Origin of the sequence: Micromonospora sp. NPDC049171 (assembly GCF_040648275.1) — a bacterium.
GTDB lineage: Bacteria > Actinomycetota > Actinomycetes > Mycobacteriales > Micromonosporaceae > Micromonospora.
In genome coordinates this window covers 21,560-40,238 of record NZ_JBEZDJ010000019.1, presented here as the reverse complement: position 1 = coordinate 40,238, position 18,679 = coordinate 21,560, and the positions used below count along the sequence as shown (strand labels likewise).

The window sequence follows — 18,679 nt, the reverse complement described above, 5'->3', positions numbered from 1 at the left end:
GTCGCATCGAGCGCCGGTAGGCTCGTCCCATGAGCGCCGAGCCCATCCCGACATCACCTGGCCCCTGGTGTCCGGACCCGATGCGGCAGCAGCGTGCCGACTACACGCTGGAGGACCTGCTCACCCTGCCGGACGACGCCCCCCGCGTCGAACTCGTCGACGGAGTTATCCAGGTGACACCCTCCCCCACCCTGGGCCATCAAGACATCTCGTTACTGCTTGCGCACTGGCTGCTGCAACACGTGCCGGCTGACCTCCGGGTCGTTCAGGCCGTCGGAGTCGGGCTGAGTCCCAACACCAGCCGACAGCCGGACGTTCTCCTGCGGCGGGCCGGCGTGGCTTCCTCCCGATCCTCGCTGCGTCCGGCGGACGTGGTCCTCGCCGTGGAGATCGTCTCGCCCGGGACGCGCCGGATCGACAGGTTCGCGAAGCCCGGCGAGTACGCCGCCGCCGGCATCCCGTTCTACTGGCGCATCGAGCAGGACCCGGTGCACGTCTACGCGTACCGGATCGGCGACCGGGTGGGCCCCGGCGGTGAGCGGCAGTACGAGCTGGTCGCCGACGGCGCCGACGTGATCGAGCTGGCCGAGCCGTTCGACATCAAGCTGCCGGTCGCCGAGATCACCCCGTAGCGCGTCCCCGGACCTGCCGTTTCACCGCGCCGGTGTCGGGTAGCCGAGGAGCATGGCCGAACAGCGATTCCGCGCGGGCGACCAGGTTTCCTGGTCGGCCCACGGCAGCCGCGCGTACGGCGTGGTGCAGGAGACGATCACCAAGCGGACGCGGATCCGCGGACGGGCCGTGAACGCGGCCCCCGACGACCCGCAGTACCGGGTTCGCAGTGACGGAACGGGCCGCGACGTGGCCCACCGACCCGAGGCGCTGCGTCATGAGCAAGGCTGACGACCAGGGCCGGGACACCTACCGGGACTTCACCGAGGCGGTGAACATGAAGCCCGGCGAGCTGTCCACCTGGCTGGAGACCGACGAGTCGAAGCAGGTTGGCTGGCACAAGGGCGGCCGCTCCGGTGGCGGCGAGTCCGTCGGACACGAATCCGGCCGGAAGATCATCAACCTGCTCCGGCGCAAACGTGGCGACCTGTCCGAGGGCGACTACAAGCACATGCGCAAGGTCGTCGGGTACGTACGACGGCACATGGCGCAGCGCCCCTCCGGCAACGTCCGCGACACCAAGTGGCGCTGGTCCCTCATGAACTGGGGCCACGACCCGACGAAGTAGCCGGTGCTTCGCGCAAGATCCGCGCAACTTCGGTGCAGTTGGTGCCTCCCAACGACACGACCCAGCACCATCCCCGAAGTTGCGCAGATCTTGAAACGGTGCCCGCCGGGCGGGACGGGGGCGGCGGGGGCGGCGGGGCCGCACCAGCGCGCTCGACCTGGCCGACGCCCGCCAGGCCAACGGCCGTCACCAGAGCAACCTGGTCAGGGTCCTCCCGGCACACCGGCGACCGCGATCAGGACGACCCGATGAGGGGTTTCGGGGCAGCCCGACCCACGCAGGGATCAAGCCTGACCGCCCGGAGTGGGTCGGGCTGCCCCGAAACCCCCACACCGCAACCACCAAAGCCACGACCCAAACGAGGATCAGTGATCCGCGCTGTTCCAGTCGCGCCCGTCGCCGACCGACACCGACAACGGCACCGACAGCGGGTACGCCTCGCCCATCTCCCGCCGGACCAGTGCCTCCAACGCCTCCCGCTCACCGGGGGCGACCTCGAAGACCAGCTCGTCGTGCACCTGCAACAGCATCCGCGACCGCAGCCCGGCCTCGCCCAGCGCGGTGTCGACGTGCAGCATCGCCACCTTGATGATGTCGGCAGCGGAGCCCTGGATCGGGGCGTTGAGGGCCATCCGTTCGGCGATGTCGCGGCGTTGCCGGTTGTCGCTGACCAGGTCGGGCAGGTAGCGACGGCGACCGAGGATGGTGGAGGTGTAGCCGTCCTGGCGGGCCTTGGCGACGACCTGGTGCAGGTAGTCGCGCACCCCGCCGAAGCCGGCGAAGTAGTTTTCCATCAGCCCGCGCGCCTCTTCGGTGCTGATGGTGAGCTGCTGGGACAGGCCGAACGCGCTCAGCCCGTACGCCAGGCCGTAGTTCATCGCCTTGATCTTGCGGCGCTGGTCGGCGCTGACCTCGTCCAGTGGCACCCCGAAGACCGACGAGGCGGTGGCGGCGTGGAAGTCGGCGCCGGAGTTGAACGCCTCGATCAGCGCGTCGTCCGAGGACAGGTGCGCCATGATGCGCATCTCGATCTGGCTGTAGTCGGCGGTGAGCAGGCACTCGTACCCCTCACCCACCACGAAGGCCCGCCGGATCCGCCGGCCCTCCTCGGTGCGGATCGGGATGTTCTGCAGGTTGGGCTCGGTGGAGGAGAGCCGACCGGTGGCCGCCACGGTCTGGTTGAAGGTGGTGTGGATGCGGCCGTCGTCGGAGACCGACTTGAGCAGCCCGTCGACTGTCGACTTGAGCTTGGCCACGTCCCGGTGGCGCAGCAGGTGGGCCAGCACCGGGTGCGGCTGCTGCGCGTAGAGCCACTGCAGGGCGTCGGCGTCGGTGGTGTAACCCGTCTTGATCTTCTTGGTCTTGGGCAGGCCCAGCTCGGTGAAGAGGATCTCCTGCAACTGCTTGGGCGAGCCGAGGTTGAACTCCCGACCCACCGCCTCGTACGCACCCTGCGCGGCGGCCTTCACCTCGGCGGCGAAGTGCGCCTCCAACTCGGACAGGTAGTGCGTGTCGGCGGCGATGCCGGTGCTCTCCATGGCGGCCAGCACCCGCATCAGCGGCAGCTCCACGCCGGCCATCAGCCGGGCGGACTGCTCGCCGTCGCGGGACAGCTCGGCGTCGATCGCGTCGGCCAGGTCCAGGGTGGCCCGGGCCTGGAGCATCAGGTTCTGCTCGATGACGCCCTCGTCGCCGAGCCCGTCGAGGGTCAGCTGACCGGACTCCGGGACGTCCACCCGCAGCTCCCGGTGCAGGTAGCGCAGCGCCAGGTCGGTCAGGTCGTAGGACCGCTGGTCGGGGCGGGCCAGGTACGCGGCGATCTGGGTGTCGCGGACGATGCCGGCGAGCTGCCAGCCGTGCGCGGCGCAGGCCAGCACGGCCGGTTTGCTGTCGTGCAGCACCTTGGGCCGCTGCGCGTCGGCCAACCAGCCGGCCAGGGCGCCCTCGTCGGTGGCGTCGAGCCGCGTGGGGTCGACCCAGGCCGCCGCACCGCCGGCGGTGGCCAGCGCCAGCCCGAGGATGGAGGCGGTGTGCCGGCGGTTGGGACCGGTGTCGAGCTTGGCCGCCAACCCGACCGGGGTGCCGGTCGGGGCGTGCGTGGTCAGCCACTCCGCGAGCGCGCCCGGCTCGGTGAGCACCTCGCCGGCGAGGTCGAAGCCCGACTCGGCCTCCGGCTCGACCGCCTCCAGGTATTGGTAGAGACGGTCGCGCAGGATGCGGAACTCCAGGGTGTCGAAGACCTGGTGCACCGCCTCCCGGTCCCAACCGGCCCAGCGGGTGTCCTCCGGGCGCAGCGGCAGCTCCAGGTCGGAGACGAGCCGGTTGATCTCGTAGTTGCGGATCACGTCGGCGAGCCGCTCCCGCAGACTGTCGCCGGCCTTGCCCTTGATCTCGTCGGCGCGGGCGATCACGCCCTCCACCCCGCCGTACGTGGTGATCCATTTGGCCGCGGTCTTCGGGCCGACGCCGGGGATGCCGGGCAGGTTGTCGCTGGTCTCGCCGACCAGCGCGGCGAGGTCCCGGTACTGCTGGGGCCCGACGCCGTACTTCGCCTCGATCGCCGCCGGGTCCATCCGGGCCAGGTCGGAGACGCCCTTGCGCGGGTAGAGAACGGTGATCTGGTCGTCGACCAGCTGGAACGCGTCGCGGTCACCGCTGCTGATGAGCACCGACATGCCCTGGTCGCGGGCCTGGCAGGCGAGCGTGGCGATGACGTCGTCGGCCTCGTAGCCCTCCATCTCCACCACCGGGATCTGGAGCGCGGCCAGGACCTCCTTGACCAGGCTGACCTGGCCCTTGAAGTCGGTCGGGGTCTCGCTGCGGCCGGCCTTGTACTCCGCGTACTTCTCGGTGCGGAAGGAGCGGCGGGAGACGTCGAAGGCCACGACGATGTGGGTGGGCTGCTCGTCGCGCAGCACGTTGATCAGCATTGAGGTGAAGCCGTACACCGCGTTGGTCGGCTGACCCGTCGTGGTGGAGAAGTTTTCCACAGGCAGGGCAAAGAAAGCCCGGTATGCCAGGGAATGTCCGTCGACGAGGAGCAGGCGCGGCGTCGTAGCTGTCACGGCAGCGACTCTAGTCCGTCGCACCGACATCCCTGGCCGGCGGCACCGGGTGACCCGACGCGAAAACGGCCGCCGGCCCGAACGCCGGCGGCCGGCCGCCCCCGCGGGGGATGGCCGGCCGCCGCTCGGATGGCTCAGGCCACGCCGAGGTACGCCTCCTTGACCGACGGATCGTGCAGCAGGTCCTGACCGGACCCCTCCTTCACGATCTGACCGGTCTCCAGCACGTAGCCGCGGTGTGCCCGCGACAACGCCTGCTGGGCGTTCTGTTCCACCAGCAGGATCGTCATGCCCTGCTGGTTGATCTCCGTGATGATGTCGAAGATCTGCCGGATCACCAACGGGGCCAGACCCATCGACGGCTCATCGAGCAGCAGCAGCTTCGGCCGGCTCATCAGCGCCCGCCCGACCGCGAGCATCTGCTGCTCGCCGCCGGAGAGGGTGCCACCGGCCTGCTTGCGCCGCTCGGCCAGCCGCGGGAAGAGGGTCAACACCCGGTCCAGGTCGGAGGCGATGCCGGCGGAGTCCCGCCGGGTGTACGCCCCCATGTCCAGGTTCTCCATGACCGTCATACCCGGGAAGATCTGCCGTCCCTCGGGCGACTGACACAGCCCCCGGACCACCCGCAGGTCGGCCCGGAGCTTGCTGATGTCCTCGCCGTTGAACGTGATCTTCCCGTCGGCCAGTGACCTGGTCCCGGAGATGGCCCGCATGGTGGTGGTCTTTCCGGCGCCGTTCGCGCCGATCAGAGCCACCACCTCACCCTCGTTGACGGTGAGGTTGATCCCGTGCAGCGCCTCGATCCGTCCGTACGCGACGGCGACGTTCTCCAGCTCAAGCAGCGTCATCGGCGGGCTCCCCCAGGTACGCGGCGATCACCTTCGGATCGCGGCTGACCTCCGCGGGCGCACCCTCGGCGATCTTGCGGCCGAACTCCAGCACCACGATCCGGTCGGTGACACCCATGACCAGCCGCATGTCGTGCTCGATGAGCAGGACGGTCAGGCCCTTGTCACGGATCTGGCGAATCAGGGTGAGGAGCTCCTCCTTCTCCGCCGGGTTGAAGCCGGCGGCCGGCTCGTCCAGGCAGATCAGCTTCGGCTCGGTGGCCAACGCGCGGGCGATCTCCAGTCGGCGCTGGTAGCCGTACGGCAGGTTGCGCGCCTCGTCGTTGGCCCGGTCGGCGATCCCGACGAAGCGCAACAACTCGAGCGCCTTGGCCTCGGCCGCCCGCTCCTCCAGGATGTGCCGGGACAGACCGAAGATCTTCGCGGCCGACAGGCGCACCTGCTGCCAGGTCCGGGCGATCCCGGACGCGGCGGTGACCTGCGGCAACTCCTCCGGCTTCGGTCGCACCCGGTAGAGCCGGAACAGCGCCCCGGGCACGCTCGTCTTGTGCCGGGAATCGGTGCCGACCATCACGTTCTCGAGTGCGGTCATCTCCGGGAAGAGCCGGATGTTCTGGAACGTCCGGGAGATGCCCAACTGGCTGATCTGGTGCGGCTTGCGGCCGGTCACGCGCTGACCGCGGAACCGGACCGACCCCGAGGTCGGCTTGTAGACCCCGGTCATCACGTTGAAGCTGGTGGTCTTGCCGGCGCCGTTCGGCCCGATGAGGCCGAGGATCTCGCCCTCGTAGATCTGGAAATTGATCTTGTCGAGGGCGACCACGCCGCCGAAGCGGAGCGTGACGTCGTCGACTTCGAGCAACACCGACCGAGGCCCCGCCTGAGTCGGGATCTTCGGCGTCGCGGTGCTGGTGGTCGGATCAGACACGAGCGGGCACCTCCTCTGCATCCGCCGCGCGGTCTTTCAACTCGCGGGCACGCCGCCGACTCGGGACCAGGCCCTGCGGACGCAGGATCATCACCAGGACCATGGCCAGACCGAAGACCAGCCACCGGTAGTCGGCGAAGTCGCGGAACCGCTCCGGCAGGTACGCCAGCAGCACCGCGCCGAGCGAGACGCCGATCATGTTGCCGGAACCACCGACCACGACCATGGCGACGAACAGGATGGACAGGTTCGCGTTGAACTGGGTCGGGTCGATGAACGCGTTCCGGCTGCCGAACAGGAAGCCAGACAGGCCGCCGAGCGCCGCACCGATGGCGAACGCCCACAGCTTGAACTTGAACGGGTACACACCCATCACCGCGGCGGCGTCCTCGTCCTCGCGGACGGCCAACCACGCCCGGCCGACCCTGCTGTGCTCCAGTCGACGAACCAGGAACACCATGACCAGCACGAAGGTGATCGCCAACCAGTACCAGGGCTTCGCGTCGATCAGACCGAAGACCTTGTTGTCCGCCGACGGCGCACCCTCCGGGCCGGGGATGGCCGAGATACCGACCGGGCCGTTGGTCAGCCCGGTGGCGTTGCGGGCGACGATCCGGATGATCTCGCCGAAGCCCAGCGTCACGATGGCCAGGTAGTCACCGCGCAACCGCAGCGTCGGCCAGCCCAGCAGCACCCCGGAGATCATCGTCAGCACGATCGCGATGAACAGGCAGATCGCCCAGGTCACCGCCCAGGTCGGCGGCAGGTTGAACTCCTGCTGGATCCACTTGACCACCGGCGAGTTCACCGAACCGAACAGCGCCACGCTGTACGCCCCGATGGCGAAGAAGCCGATGTAGCCCAGGTCGAGCAGGCCGGCGAGGCCGACCACCACGTTCAGCCCGATCGCGACAAGCACGTAGATGGCACAGATGAAGAGCACGCCGGCCCAGTTGTTGCCGCCCTCGATCGAGTCGGTACGCAACCAGGTCAGACCCGGGATGCCGAGCAGCGGCAGATAGTAGAGGATCGCCACGAAGGCGGCCAGGCCGATGGCCTGCTGCCACTTCGGCAGCGCCCGCCAGCGGTCGCCGACCGAGGTCAGTACGCCGACCCGGCGACGGTCTGCGGAGCGAATCTTGTCGATCATGCGCGGGCCCTCCCGAGCGACTCACCCAACAGGCCGGTGGGCCGGAACATCAGCACCACGATCAGCACCACGAAGGCGATGACGTCCTCCCAGTTGGACGCGAAGAGCGTGGCGCCGTACACCTCGACGATGCCGAGGAAGAGGCCACCCAGCAGCGCGCCGCGCAGGTTGCCGATGCCGCCGAGCACCGCGGCGGTGAACGCCTTCAGACCCAGCACGAAGCCGATGCTGTTCTGCGTGAAGCCGAACCGCATGCTCCACAACAGCGCGGCCGCGCCGGCCATGATGCCGCCCAGCACGAAGATCAGCATGATCACGCGTTCCTGGTTGACGCCCATCAGCGCGGCGGTCTCCGGGTTCTGGGCCACCGCCCGCACACCCCGGCCGTAGCGGGTGCGGTTGATGAACCAGTCCAGCACGGCCATCATCGCCACCGCCGCGACGAAGACGATCAGCTGGATGTTCGTGATCGCCGTGTTGCCGATGGTGAACAGGGTCTCCTGCTGGATGATCGTCGGCATACCGACGATCTGCCGGGGCCGACCGAACGCTTCCGGCAACACGCCGCCGAGCAGCTTCGGCAGCACCTGCCCGAAGAGTTCCACGAAGACCAGCGACAGACCGATCGCGGTGATCAGGAAGATCAGCGGCGGCGCGTTCTTGCGCCGCAACGGCCGGTACGCGATCCGCTCGAGCGCGAGAGCGGTGCCACCCGAGGCGACCGCCGCGACGATCAGACCGAGCACCAGGAACAGGATCGCCTGGCCGACAGGCGGGTTATTTTGCACCCCGAGCTGGGTCCACAGGATCAGCACCGCGAAGGTACCGACCATGAACACCTCGGAGTGCGCAAAGTTGATCAGACGAAGGACGCCATAGACGAGGGTGTAGCCAAGGGCGATCAGGGCGTAGATGGCGCCCTTGGACAGGCCGTCGACCGTGTGCTGGCCGAGATGGCCGATCAGTTCATCGAAATGCACCGGGGGTCTCCTTGAATCGAGTGCGGCCGGGGTGAGACACCCCGGCCGCACTCCATTGCGTGGGCGTCAGCTGAGCTTGAGCTCCTGCAGCGCCTCGATGGCAGTGCCCTTGATCTGGTAGGCCCAGATGACGACCTTCGACTTGTCCACGTCACCGTTGGCGTCGAACTTGATGTACTTCGACACACCCTGCTTGTCGTACGACTTGACGAACTCCAGGATCTCGGCCCGGGTCTTCTTGCCAGCCTTGAAGGCGTCCAGGTAGATCGTCGCGCCGTCGAAGCCCTCGGCACCGTAGGAGCCCGGCGGGATGCCGTACTTCTTCTGGTAGTCGGCCGAGAAGGTGCCGCCGGCCTTGTCAGCCGGGAGGCACGGGCAGGTGATGATCGCGCCCTCGGCACCGCCGGAGGCACCCGCCGGGAACGCCGGGTCGTACAGACCGTCCGGGCCGACGAACTTGGCCTGGACACCGGCGGCACGCATCTGCTTCACCAGCGGAGCGGCCTCACGGGTGTAACCGCCGTAGAAGACGAAGTCCGCCTGCGCGGCCTTGATCTTGGAGATGGTGGCGTCGAACTGCGCCTGCCGCTCCTGGATCTTGTCCTTGTTCACGACCAGCGGGCCGAGCTGCTTGCCCAGCTCCTCGGTGATGCCCGCGCCGTACGCGCTGGCGTCATCGACGAGGAAGACCTTCTGCGCGCTCTGCGTCTTCAGGTAGCTCGCCACCGCGCCGGCCTGCGTGCCGTCGTTGCCGACCACCCGGTAGAAGGACTTGTTGCCCTTCTGGGTCAGGTCCGTCCGGGTCGCCGACGGGCTGACCATCGCCAGGCCAGCGGCCTGGTAGATCGGCATCGTCGCGTCCGACTCACCGGAGAAGTGACCACCGATGACACCGAGGAACGAGTTGTCCGACGCGATCTGGTTCGCGAACGGGGTCGCCACCGCAGGGTCACCCTGGGTGTCGAACCGCTGCATGGTGACCTTGCAGTTCGGGTTCGCCGCGTTGAACTGCTCCAGGGCGAGCTCCGCGCCGTTGAGCGACGGAATCACCAGACCCGCGTTGTCACCCGTGAACGCGCCGAAGATCGCGATCTTGCCACCGCAACTACCGGACGCGGCCTTATCGTCGCCACCACCGGAATCCTGGCAACCAGCCGCGACCACCAGGGTCGCGGCGAGCGCAACGGTACCCAGCGCCCGTACATAGCTTCGCCTCACGGCTACTGACCTCCTCCAGATGCGGACGCGACTGACCCGTTGCGACGGCGACAGCAGCAGACCGCAATTCCACCCACCCCGCAGGGACTCCCCCTGCGTTACGGCTCGTGATGGCGGAGCGTACCGACACGACATACCGTCCCGGAAGGCCTGAAGGCGGGGTCTGCGAAACCGTTACGAAGACGTGGGCAATCATGTCGATGCCCGTAACAGGCGAATCCGCCAGTTGGTCCTTAAGCCCGGGGCGGGGCAGCCTCCGGTCACGCTCACGAGGGCCACCACAACCCGACAGAACCCACCTTGAACAGCGAAAACAGCCAGACGAAGCACAGCGGGGGGCGGAGCGTCGACTTTCAGACTCCCGGACCGGACGCCCACCACAGCCCGGCCCGCGAGCCGTCGTCCGCCGCCAACCACCACCGGTCGCCCACCGCCACCAGCGTCACGTCCCGATCAACGCCCGCCGACACATCGAGCGGCATCGCGACCTCCCGCCACGACCCACCCAGATCCGTCGACACCCACACCGAGTGCCGTGCGCCGTCGGTCACCGCGGCGAACAGGCGATCCCCGGACGACACCAGCGACGCCACCGCCTGCACCCCGGCCCCGGCCCACCGCCCGAACGTCCCACCGGCCACCCAGCCCCCGGCCTCCTGCCGCCACGCGCCGAACGTCGCCCCGCGCAGCCCGACCGCCACCGGCACCCCGCCGACAAGCGTCACCCGCTGCAACTCCTCGTACTCCGAACCGCCCGGCAACACCGTGCGCCGCCATGAGCGCCCGTCCGGCGACGACCACACCGCCGGGTCACGATCGATCCGGCCAGCCGGCAGCAAACCACCCACCGCCAGCCAACCTGGCGGCGTCGCCACCGCGTCGAACGCCCAGGTCACCCCCACCGGGTCACTGGCCAACTCCGGTGCACCCTCGACGAGCGCGAACTCCGCCGCGTCCGGTGCCGACACCCAGGAGGCCGCACCCGCCGAACGGTTACCCACGATCAACCAGCCCGGCGCACCCGCCGTCAGCCGGGACACGTTCACCGCCGTCGGCCCGCCGTACGTCTCGAACTTCGCCTGCACCTCGACCAGCGCACCATCGGCCACCTGCCGCCACGTACTCACCCGCGGATAGCCGTGCGCGCCGCCGACCTTGGCGCCGATCAACGCCGCCCTACCCTCGCGGCAGGCCACCGACAGGAACACGTTCTGCCGGCCGTAGAAGGAATCCGCCCGCACCGGTTGGACCGTCCACGTCGCACCGTCCACGCTGGTCCAGGCCGCCGGACGGGTGCCGCCCTGTGCGTCGAGCACGCCACCGACCAGGAACCACCGACCCGCGCACGACGTCGCGTCGCGAAGCAGAAGACGGCCCGCACCACCCGGCGGCGCCGGCAGCGCCAGGGGTTGCCAACCCGGCCGCAGCGCCGGCGCGACGGCCGGCGTCGACCCGGCGCGGCCCGGCGCCCTCGGCCCGTCGCAGCCGGCTAGCAGCAGCGCGAAGAGGCCGAACACCGCGATCACCCGTCGGACGGACACCCGTCGATGCTAACCACCGGCGCTCGCGCGCGGTGGCCCCAGCGCGGCCCGGATCGCACGGGATCGGGGACTCAGACAGTCGGTTGCTGGGACACCTCGCCGCCGGCGGTCTCCGCGAGGATCCGCTCGGCAACCTCCTTCATGGTCATCCGGTGGTCCATCGCCGTGCGCTGGATCCACTTGAACGCCTGCGGCTCGGTCATCCCGTACGTCGTCATCAGCGCACCCTTGGCGCGCTCCACCGCCTTGCGGATCTCCAGGCGGTCGGTCAGGCTCGCGACCTCCGCCTCCAGGGCCGCGACCTCCGAGTAGCGCGACAGCGCGATCTCCACCGCCGGGACCAGGTCGCTCTTCTGGAAAGGCTTCACGAGGTACGCCATCGCGCCCGCCGCCCGCGCCCGCTCCACCAGGTCACGCTGGCTGAACGCGGTCAGGATGATCACCGGGGCGATCCGGGCACCGGCGATCCGCTCGGCGGCGGCCAGCCCATCCATGATCGGCATCTTGATGTCGAGGATGACCAGGTCGGGCTTCAACTCCTCGGCGAGGCGGACGGCTGTCTCACCGTCACCGGCCTCCCCCACCACCTCGTAGCCCTCTTCGACAAGCATCTCGGCGAGGTCCAGCCGGATCAGCGCCTCATCCTCGGCGATCAGTACGCGCCTACGCTCGGCATCCGTCGGCGTCTCAGCCACCAGCCCTACCCCCACCAGTTCGAACGTGACACCCGCCCAGCCGGGTGTCACCGCCCTCAGCGTAGTGGGTATCCTGTCAGTGCTGAATCAGGGAAGCGCCCTCGTAGCCCAACTGGCAGCAGGCAATGGTCTCAAACTCCATACAGTGTGGGTTCGAATCCCACCGAGGGCACCAAAATTTGTCGTACGGGTGTTCGAGAATCTTCTCGTGCATCCACCCGAGATACGTGCCCGTGCGCGACAGCTCTTCCTCGCTGGCGGCACGGTCGCCGACACCGCTCGTGCGGTCGGCCTGCCTTATCGGACTGTCTGGCACTGGTGCAACGACCGTCCAGAGACGAAGTTTCAGGGCACGCAGCACCGATGTTTTCGCTGTCGTGAGGGTGTCGACAGTCCGACAGACCCGAAGGCCTACGCCTACCTGCTCGGCCTCTACCTCGGCGATGGCCACCTGGTGACGACCGCACGCGTGCCGGTGTTGCGCATCTACTGCTCCGACGCATGGCCCGACCTGATCGAGGCGTGCGACATCGCCATGCGTGCCGTGCTCGCGTCGAAGGTGCAACGCGTCCAGAAACAGGGTTGCGTGGGGGTGCAGAGCTACGGCGTCCACTGGCCATGCCTGCTCCCCCAGCACGGCCCCGGCAAGAAGCACGAGCGACCGATCGTGCTGGCCGACTGGCAGCGACCGATCCTCGAACGACACCCCGGCGACTTCCTGCGTGGGCTGTTCCACTCCGACGGCTGCCGCGTCGCCAACCGGGTCACCGTGCGCGGCAGGGCGTACGTCTACCCGCGCTACATGTTCGTCAACGAGTCGACCGACATCATGGCGCTGTGCCAGTGGAGTCTCGACCTGCTCGGCGTCGCCTGGCGGATGAACCGGCGCAACTCGCTCTCGGTGGCGCGGCGGGCCGCTGTCGCCACCCTGGACCGGCACGTCGGCCCGAAATCCTGACCGTCTGTCGCGGGGATCACGTCGATCGTGGGAGCCTGACCGACGCGCGGGAGGATGGCCGGTTGCCGGGTCGACGACAGGGGTGCAAACCGATGCGGGTTGTTGTTTTCGGCGCGACGGGCATGGTCGGCCAGGGCGTGTTGCGGGAGTGTCTGCTCGCCGACGACGTGCGGGAGGTGGTGACGGTGGGTCGCCGGCCGACCGGGCGGCAGGATCCGAAGCTGCGGGAGTTGACCGTCGCGGACGTGGGCGAGTTGGACCCGGTGCGGGCCGACCTGACCGGTGTGGACGCCTGTTTCTACTGCCTGGGGGTGTCCTCGTTGGGTCTGGACGAGGCGGCGTACACGCGGGTCAGCTACGACTATCCGCTCGCGGCGGCGCGCCTGTTGGCGGAGGTCAGCCCGCAGGTCACGTTCGTTTACGTGTCGGGTCAGGGGACCGACTCGTCGGGTCGGGGCCGGGTGATGTGGGCGCGGGTCAAGGGTCGCGCCGAGAACGCGATCATCGAGCTGCTGCCCAACGGCTACGCGGCACGACCGGGTTTCATCCAGCCAACGTACGGGGCGGTGTCGAAGACCCGGTGGTACCGGCTGGGGTATTCGGTCACGCGTCCGCTGTTTCCGGTGCTGCGTCGGCTGTTCCCGAACCAGGTCACCACCACCGACGGGATCGGTCGGGCGATGCTGCGGGTGGCCCGGGAGGGCTCGCCGACCCGGGTGTTGGGCAACCGCGAGCTGCGCTGATCAGGCGATCGTGTCGAGAGCGGCGGCGAGGTCGGCGCGCAGGTCTTCGGGGTCTTCCAGGCCGACCGAGAGGCGCAGCAGGCCGGCTGCGGGTTTCGCGTCGCCCTCGACGGGGCGGTGGGTGAGTGAGGCGGGGTGCTGGATCAGGGTGTCGACGCCGCCGAGGGACACCGCGTGGGTGATGAGCTGGCAGGCGCCGGCGACGGCGGCCGCGGCGGGTGCGCCGCCGCGTACCTCGAAGGCGAGCAGGCTGCCGGGTCCGGACATCTGGCGGCCGACCAGCGCCGCCGGGTCGTGCGCCGAGGGGTGGTGCACCCGGTGTACGGCGGAGTGGCCGGCGAGCCAGCCGGCGAGTTTCTCGGCGGTGGCCTGCTGGGCGCGCACGCGCAGCGGCAGGGTTTGCAGGCCGCGGTGCAGCAGGTAGCCGCCCAGCGGGTGCAGGATCGCGCCGGTGACGGCGCGGACCTGGCGTAGTCGCACGGCCCAGTTGTCGTCGCAGGCGACGACGCCGGCGAGTACGTCGCCGTGCCCACCGATGCTCTTGGTGGCGCTGTGCAGGACGAGGGTGGCGCCGTGTCGGGCGGGTTGTTGCAGGACGGGGGTGGCGACGGTGTTGTCGACGAGCAGCGGGATGTCGCCGGCGGCGGTGGCGAGGGCGGCGATGTCGACCAGGTCGAGGGTGGGGTTGGCGGGCGTCTCGGCGATGACGAGTGCGGTGTCGGGGCGGATGGCGGCGGCGACCTCGTCGGGGCGGGCCCAGGTGACGGTGGTGCCGAGCAGGCCGGTGGCGAGGACGTGGTCGGTTCCGCCGTAGAGGGGTCGGACGGCGACGACGTGCCGGCGGTCGTCGCGGGCGGCGGCGAGCAGGGTGGCGGTGAGGGCGGCCATGCCGCTGGCGAAGGCGACGGCCTGGGCGGTGCCTTCCAGCTCGGCGAGGGCGGTTTCGAAGCGGGCGACTGTGGGGTTCCAGAGCCGTTGGTAGACGGCGCCGCCGTCGGTGGGGAGGGTGCCGCCGGTGGCGAGTTGTTCGTAGGCGGCGCCGCCGTCGTCGACCGAGGGCAGTGGGTTGGTGGTGGACAGGTCGATGGGCGGTACGTGCACGCCGAGGGTGCGCAGGTCGTCGCGACCGGCGTGTACGGCCCGGGTGTCCATCGTTGTCATGCCGGGTAGCGTCGAACATCCACCTGCCCGGAGGCAATGGGTCGGCAGATGATTCTGGTGAGCCCACTGGTTTCGTTCGTGGATTCGGGCGAGGATGGCTGGATGTCTTCTGCGCCGAACGATGTGCGGCCGTTTCCGGCCCTGGACGAGGTGGACCGCGCGATTCTGACCGAGTTGGCCGCGGACGGGCGTCTGCCCAACAATGCGCTCGCCGAGCGGGTGGGGGTGGCGCCGTCGACGTGCCTGACCCGGACGCGGGCGCTGCGGGACCGGGGCGCGATCCGCGGTTTCCACGCCGAGGTGGACCCGGCCGCGCTCGGTCTGCCGTTGCAGGCGTTGGTGTCGGTGCGGTTGACCGCGCACGAGCGGGCGGCGGTGGACGCCTTCCGGGCCCGGTCGGTGCGGTTGCCGGGGGTGGTGTCGGTGTTCCACGTGGCGGGTGCGGAGGATTACGTGCTGCACGTGCGGGCGGCGTCCGGTGACGCGTTGCGCGACTTCGTGCTGGACCACCTGGCGGTGGACCCGGTGGTGCAGCACACCCAGACCAGTCTGATCTTCGAACAGGCACGTGGGATGGGGTGAGCGGCGGTGGAATGAACGGGCGGGCCGGGGAGTTGGCACTGCGTGTGATCACCGTACCGATGTCTGTTCTTGATCTTGCCCCGGTCGCCAAGGGCACCACCGCCGGCGCGGCCCTGGAGGCCACCACCGAGCTGGCCCGCCGCACCGAGGAGTTGGGCTACCACCGGTTCTGGGTGGCCGAGCACCACAACATGCCGGCGATCGCCAGCTCCGCCCCCGCGGTGTTGCTGGCGCACCTGGCGGCGAACACGTCGACGATCCGCCTCGGGTCGGGCGGAGTGATGCTGCCCAACCACGCGCCGCTGGTGGTGGCCGAGCAGTTCGGCACCCTGGAGGCGCTGCACCCCGGTCGGATCGACCTGGGCATCGGCCGGGCGCCGGGCACCGACCAGGTGACCGCACTGGCGTTGCGGCGCACCATGGAGGGCCTGTCCGCGGAGGGTTTCCCGCGCGAGTTGGCCGACCTGATGAACTACTTCAGCGGCGAGAAGCCGGGGCAGATCATCGCCACGCCGGGTCGCGGTGAGCAGCCGGCCGTGTGGCTGCTGGGCTCCAGCGGTTTCAGCGCCCAACTCGCCGGCCTGCTGGGTCTGCCGTTCTCCTTCGCGCACCACTTCAGCTCGGCGAACACCCTGCCGGCGCTGGCCCTGTACCGGCAGAACTTCCGGCCGTCGCAGTGGTTGGACAAGCCGTACGCGATGGTGGCGGTCAACGCGGTGTGCGCGGAGACCGACGAGCGGGCCGAGTGGCTGGCGGGGCCGAGCGCGCTGTCGTTTCTGAAGTTGCGCTCCGGCCGGCCGGAGCCGTTGTCGACGCCGGACGAGGCGGCCGCGTACCCGTACTCCGAGATCGAGCGGGAGTTCATCCTGCAGCGCCGCGACGGTCAGGCGATGGGTTCGCCGGAGACGGTGCGCCGGCAGCTCGCCGAGCTGGTGGAACGCACCGGCGCGGACGAGCTGATGCTGACCACTCTGGTGTACGACGTCGCCGACCGGGTGCGGTCCTACGAGTTGATCGCCGAGCAGGTGGCGGGCGGTCTGCACCGGGACGCATGAAACACGATCTTCACGTCAGCGTCACCCCGCCGACCCCGACGCTGCCTAATGTTGGTTCCGGTGGTGGTACGGCATCCCCGGTCGGGACGGGTCGGGAATGCCGCGGTGTGGCGCACCGGGCCGGAGCTGAGCGGATTCCGCGGCTGCGGCCCGGTGCCTGCCACCCTAGGCGACCCCGTTCGGGACCGCTAGGGGTCAGATCAACGTAGGTAGATGTTCGGGGTGGGTGGGCTGGCCATCTGGTCGCCGATGAAGAACCCCGGGTGTGGCGGCTGGTTGTAGGCGGTGTTCTGCCACGCGATCGCCACCCGATACTGCGGGTCGTGCATCAGGGTGTGGATCCGGGTGCTGGTCGGCGTGGGCGTGCTGTAGATGCGCAGGGCCCGGCTGTCGGTGGTTCGCCAGATCACCTCCTCCCGCCAGTCACCGAGGATGTCACCGGAGAGCGCCGGGGTGGACTTGGTGCCGTTGTTCGACGCCACCCCGCTGCCATCGAGCAGTCGGGTCTCGCCACCGGTGCCGTACTTGTCGATCTTCGTGCCGTCGAGCAGTTCGCGTACCGGATCGCCGTCCCACCAGGCGAGGAAGTTCGTCGACGACGGCTTGCGGCCGATGTTCTGCCCCCTGGTGTTGGCCAGCCCGCCGACGGCCGACGACCACGACTCCGCGCCGGGGCTGCCGGCCCAGATGTCCGCGGAGACGCCCCGGCCGTTGTCGCCGGAGGCCGGCGTGGACCAGAGGATCTGACCGGTACGCGCGTCGGCGAACCAGGAGCTGGGCTTGCTGGCGTCCTCGTCGACCTTGAAGACCTCCAGGCCGGTGCGGCCCGGGTCGAGGTCGCCGACGTGCATGGCGTCGCCGTGCCCGTTGCCGGTCGAGTAGAGCAGCCGGCCGTTGTCGTCGATGGTGGCGGCACCGTAGACGATCTCCTGACGGCCGTCGGCGTCGACGTCGGCGACGGAGAGTTGGTGGTTGCCCTGACCGGCGGCGGCGCCGTTGCCGGCGGAGTTCGAGTCGAACGTCCAGCGCTTGGTCAGCGTGCCGTTGCGGAAGTCCCAGGCGGCGACGACCGCGCGGGTGTAGTAGCCCCGGGCCATGATCAGCGAGGGGCGCTGCCCGTCCAGGTACGCGGTGCCGGCGAGGAACCGGTCCACCCGGTTGCCGTACGAGTCGCCCCAGGACGACACGGTGCCGCGCGGCGGGTCGTAGCTGACGGTGGAGAGGAGTGCGCCGGTCTGGCCGTTGAACATGGTCAGGTACTCCGGACCGGCCAGCACGTAGCCGCTGGAGTTGCGGTGGTCCGCCGACGACGAGCCGATGAGCTGGCCGGTGCCGGAACGGGTGCCGTCGGCGGTCTTCATGGCCACCTCCGCGCGGCCGTCACCGTCGTAGTCGTACACCTGGAACTGGGTGTAGTGGGCGCCGGCCCGGATGTTGCGGCCCAGGTCGATCCGCCACAGCCGGGCGCCGGTCAGGGTGTACGCGTCGACGTAGACGTTGCCGGTGTAGCCGGACTGGGAGTTGTCCTTGGCGTTCGACGGGTCCCACTTGAGCACGATCTCGTAGGTGCCGTCGCCGTTGAGGTCCCCGACCGAGGCGTCGTTGGCGCTGTAGGTGTAGTTCTCCCCGCTGGGGGTGGTGCCACCGGCCGGGACCTGCAACGGCACGTCCAGGTAGCCGTTGGCGAACTGCAGCGCCGGTGCCGACGCCGCCTGCTCGGCGCCGCCGACCACGGCCCGCACGGTGTACGCCGAGCCGGCCGCCGCGCCGCTGTCCAGGTAGGTGGTGGCGCCGGTGATCGGGCTGGCGTTGACCCTGGTCGACCCCCGGTACAGGTTGAACGCCACCCCGGAGGTCTCGGTGCCGAGCAGTCGCCAGGACACCAGGTTGCCGCTGCCGGAGCGGACGCTGATCAACCCCCGGTCCAGGTTCTCCAGCTGTTTCGCCCCGGCCGGCGGAGTGGTGGGTGGCGGGGTCGTCGGGGGCGGCGTCGTGGGTGGTGGGGTGGTCGGCGGTGGGGTCGTGGGTGGTGGCGTGGTCGGCGGTGGGGTGGTCGGCCCGTCGGTGGCCGGGGTGCCGGTGCAGGTGGTGCCGTTGAGCGCGAAGCTGGTCGGCACCGGATTGCTGCCGGTCCACGAACCGTTGAAGCCGAACGCGGCGGTGCCGTTGGTGGCGATGCCGGCGTTGTGGTCGACGTTGCGGGCGGTGACCTGGGCACCGGACTGGGTGACGACGGCGTTCCACGCCTGGGTGACCTGTTGCCCGGCCGCGTACGACCAGGTGAGGGCCCACCCGTTGACCGGGTCGCCGAGGTTGGTGACTGTGACGTTGGCGCCGAAGCCGCCCTGCCACTGGTTGGTTACTTGATAGTCGACCCGGCAGCCGACGGCGGCGGCCGAGGCGACCACCGTGCCGAGGGTGCCGGCCACGACGGCGGCCGCCGTCGTGCCGGCGAGCAGGATCAGCCGATGTCTGGACGGGTGCATGGACTGCCTCCGAGGATCCGCGGATGATC

16 protein-coding genes, 1 tRNA gene and 1 pseudogene are annotated in these 18,679 nt (G+C 69.6%); 8 read left to right on the top strand and 10 right to left on the bottom strand.

The window, feature by feature from the left end:
* The first annotated feature begins 29 nt into the window (after window positions 1-29).
* From AB0B14_RS23385 to AB0B14_RS23375, 3 genes and pseudogenes are all read left to right on the top strand, one after another.
* Window positions 30-632: a Uma2 family endonuclease gene (locus AB0B14_RS23385; protein WP_357069724.1), complete on the top strand. Its 603-nt coding sequence runs from the start codon at window positions 30-32 to the stop codon at window positions 630-632.
* Between the two features lie 52 nt (window positions 633-684).
* Entirely contained in the window at window positions 685-903 is a 219-nt protein-coding gene (locus AB0B14_RS23380; RefSeq protein WP_357524144.1) for a DUF2945 domain-containing protein, read from the top strand.
* A pseudogene (locus tag AB0B14_RS23375) lies at window positions 890-1,237 on the top strand (DUF3140 domain-containing protein); the annotation flags it as partial. The gene AB0B14_RS23380 and the pseudogene AB0B14_RS23375, both read left to right, overlap by 14 nt.
* A gap of 368 nt (window positions 1,238-1,605) precedes the next feature.
* Here the strand turns inward: AB0B14_RS23375 and polA are convergent.
* The 8 genes from polA to AB0B14_RS23335 all read right to left on the bottom strand — a co-directional run bounded on the left by polA (window position 1,606) and on the right by AB0B14_RS23335 (window position 11,665).
* Entirely contained in the window at window positions 1,606-4,305 is a 2,700-nt protein-coding gene (gene polA / locus AB0B14_RS23370) for a DNA polymerase I (RefSeq protein WP_357524143.1), read from the bottom strand.
* Window positions 4,306-4,439: 134 nt separating this feature from the next.
* Entirely contained in the window at window positions 4,440-5,153 is a 714-nt protein-coding gene (locus AB0B14_RS23365) for an ABC transporter ATP-binding protein (protein ID WP_357069718.1), read from the bottom strand.
* Window positions 5,140-6,081 (bottom strand): ABC transporter ATP-binding protein, encoded by a 942-nt coding sequence (locus AB0B14_RS23360; RefSeq protein ID WP_357524141.1) that lies wholly within the window; start codon window positions 6,079-6,081, stop codon window positions 5,140-5,142. The genes AB0B14_RS23365 and AB0B14_RS23360 overlap by 14 nt, the downstream gene beginning before the upstream one ends.
* Complete coding sequence (locus AB0B14_RS23355) at window positions 6,074-7,231, bottom strand: branched-chain amino acid ABC transporter permease (protein WP_357069713.1); 1,158 nt, start codon at window positions 7,229-7,231, stop codon at window positions 6,074-6,076. Before AB0B14_RS23355 ends, AB0B14_RS23360 begins: the two co-directional genes overlap by 8 nt.
* Window positions 7,228-8,211 (bottom strand): branched-chain amino acid ABC transporter permease, encoded by a 984-nt coding sequence (locus tag AB0B14_RS23350; RefSeq protein WP_357069711.1) that lies wholly within the window; start codon window positions 8,209-8,211, stop codon window positions 7,228-7,230. The genes AB0B14_RS23355 and AB0B14_RS23350 overlap by 4 nt, the downstream gene beginning before the upstream one ends.
* 66 nt (window positions 8,212-8,277) lie before the next feature.
* Window positions 8,278-9,429 carry a branched-chain amino acid ABC transporter substrate-binding protein gene (locus tag AB0B14_RS23345; RefSeq protein WP_357069709.1) on the bottom strand — a complete coding sequence of 384 codons (1,152 nt, stop codon included), beginning with the start codon at window positions 9,427-9,429 and terminating at the stop codon, window positions 8,278-8,280.
* A 353-nt stretch (window positions 9,430-9,782) separates the two neighbouring features.
* Window positions 9,783-10,970 (bottom strand): hypothetical protein, encoded by a 1,188-nt coding sequence (locus tag AB0B14_RS23340; RefSeq protein ID WP_357069707.1) that lies wholly within the window; start codon window positions 10,968-10,970, stop codon window positions 9,783-9,785.
* A gap of 71 nt (window positions 10,971-11,041) precedes the next feature.
* Window positions 11,042-11,665, bottom strand: coding sequence for a response regulator (locus tag AB0B14_RS23335; protein WP_357069930.1), 624 nt, complete (start codon window positions 11,663-11,665; stop codon window positions 11,042-11,044).
* A 97-nt stretch (window positions 11,666-11,762) separates the two neighbouring features.
* On the opposite strand from AB0B14_RS23335, the gene AB0B14_RS23330 reads away from it, so the two are divergent.
* The 3 genes from AB0B14_RS23330 to AB0B14_RS23320 all read left to right on the top strand — a co-directional run bounded on the left by AB0B14_RS23330 (window position 11,763) and on the right by AB0B14_RS23320 (window position 13,366).
* Window positions 11,763-11,840: transfer RNA gene (locus tag AB0B14_RS23330), tRNA-Leu, on the top strand.
* Between the two features lie 279 nt (window positions 11,841-12,119).
* Complete coding sequence (locus AB0B14_RS23325) at window positions 12,120-12,623, top strand: hypothetical protein (protein ID WP_357069705.1); 504 nt, start codon at window positions 12,120-12,122, stop codon at window positions 12,621-12,623.
* Between the two features lie 92 nt (window positions 12,624-12,715).
* The gene (locus AB0B14_RS23320; RefSeq protein WP_357524139.1) at window positions 12,716-13,366 is read left to right on the top strand and encodes an NAD-dependent epimerase/dehydratase family protein; all 651 of its coding nucleotides are present in this window, start codon (window positions 12,716-12,718) and stop codon (window positions 13,364-13,366) included.
* On the opposite strand, the gene AB0B14_RS23315 is transcribed toward AB0B14_RS23320, so the two are convergent.
* Complete coding sequence (locus AB0B14_RS23315; RefSeq protein WP_357524239.1) at window positions 13,367-14,518, bottom strand: PLP-dependent aspartate aminotransferase family protein; 1,152 nt, start codon at window positions 14,516-14,518, stop codon at window positions 13,367-13,369.
* A 111-nt stretch (window positions 14,519-14,629) separates the two neighbouring features.
* Here AB0B14_RS23315 and AB0B14_RS23310 point away from each other — a divergent pair, with 111 nt between their 5' ends.
* Window positions 14,630-15,109, top strand: a complete 480-nt coding sequence (locus AB0B14_RS23310; protein ID WP_357524137.1) for an Lrp/AsnC family transcriptional regulator — start codon at window positions 14,630-14,632, stop codon at window positions 15,107-15,109.
* A 59-nt stretch (window positions 15,110-15,168) separates the two neighbouring features.
* Window positions 15,169-16,164: an LLM class flavin-dependent oxidoreductase gene (locus AB0B14_RS23305; protein WP_357069699.1), complete on the top strand. Its 996-nt coding sequence runs from the start codon at window positions 15,169-15,171 to the stop codon at window positions 16,162-16,164.
* A 200-nt stretch (window positions 16,165-16,364) separates the two neighbouring features.
* Here the strand turns inward: AB0B14_RS23305 and AB0B14_RS23300 are convergent, their stop codons facing one another.
* Complete coding sequence (locus AB0B14_RS23300) at window positions 16,365-18,650, bottom strand: cellulose binding domain-containing protein (protein WP_357524135.1); 2,286 nt, start codon at window positions 18,648-18,650, stop codon at window positions 16,365-16,367.
* Window positions 18,651-18,679: the final 29 nt, after the last annotated feature.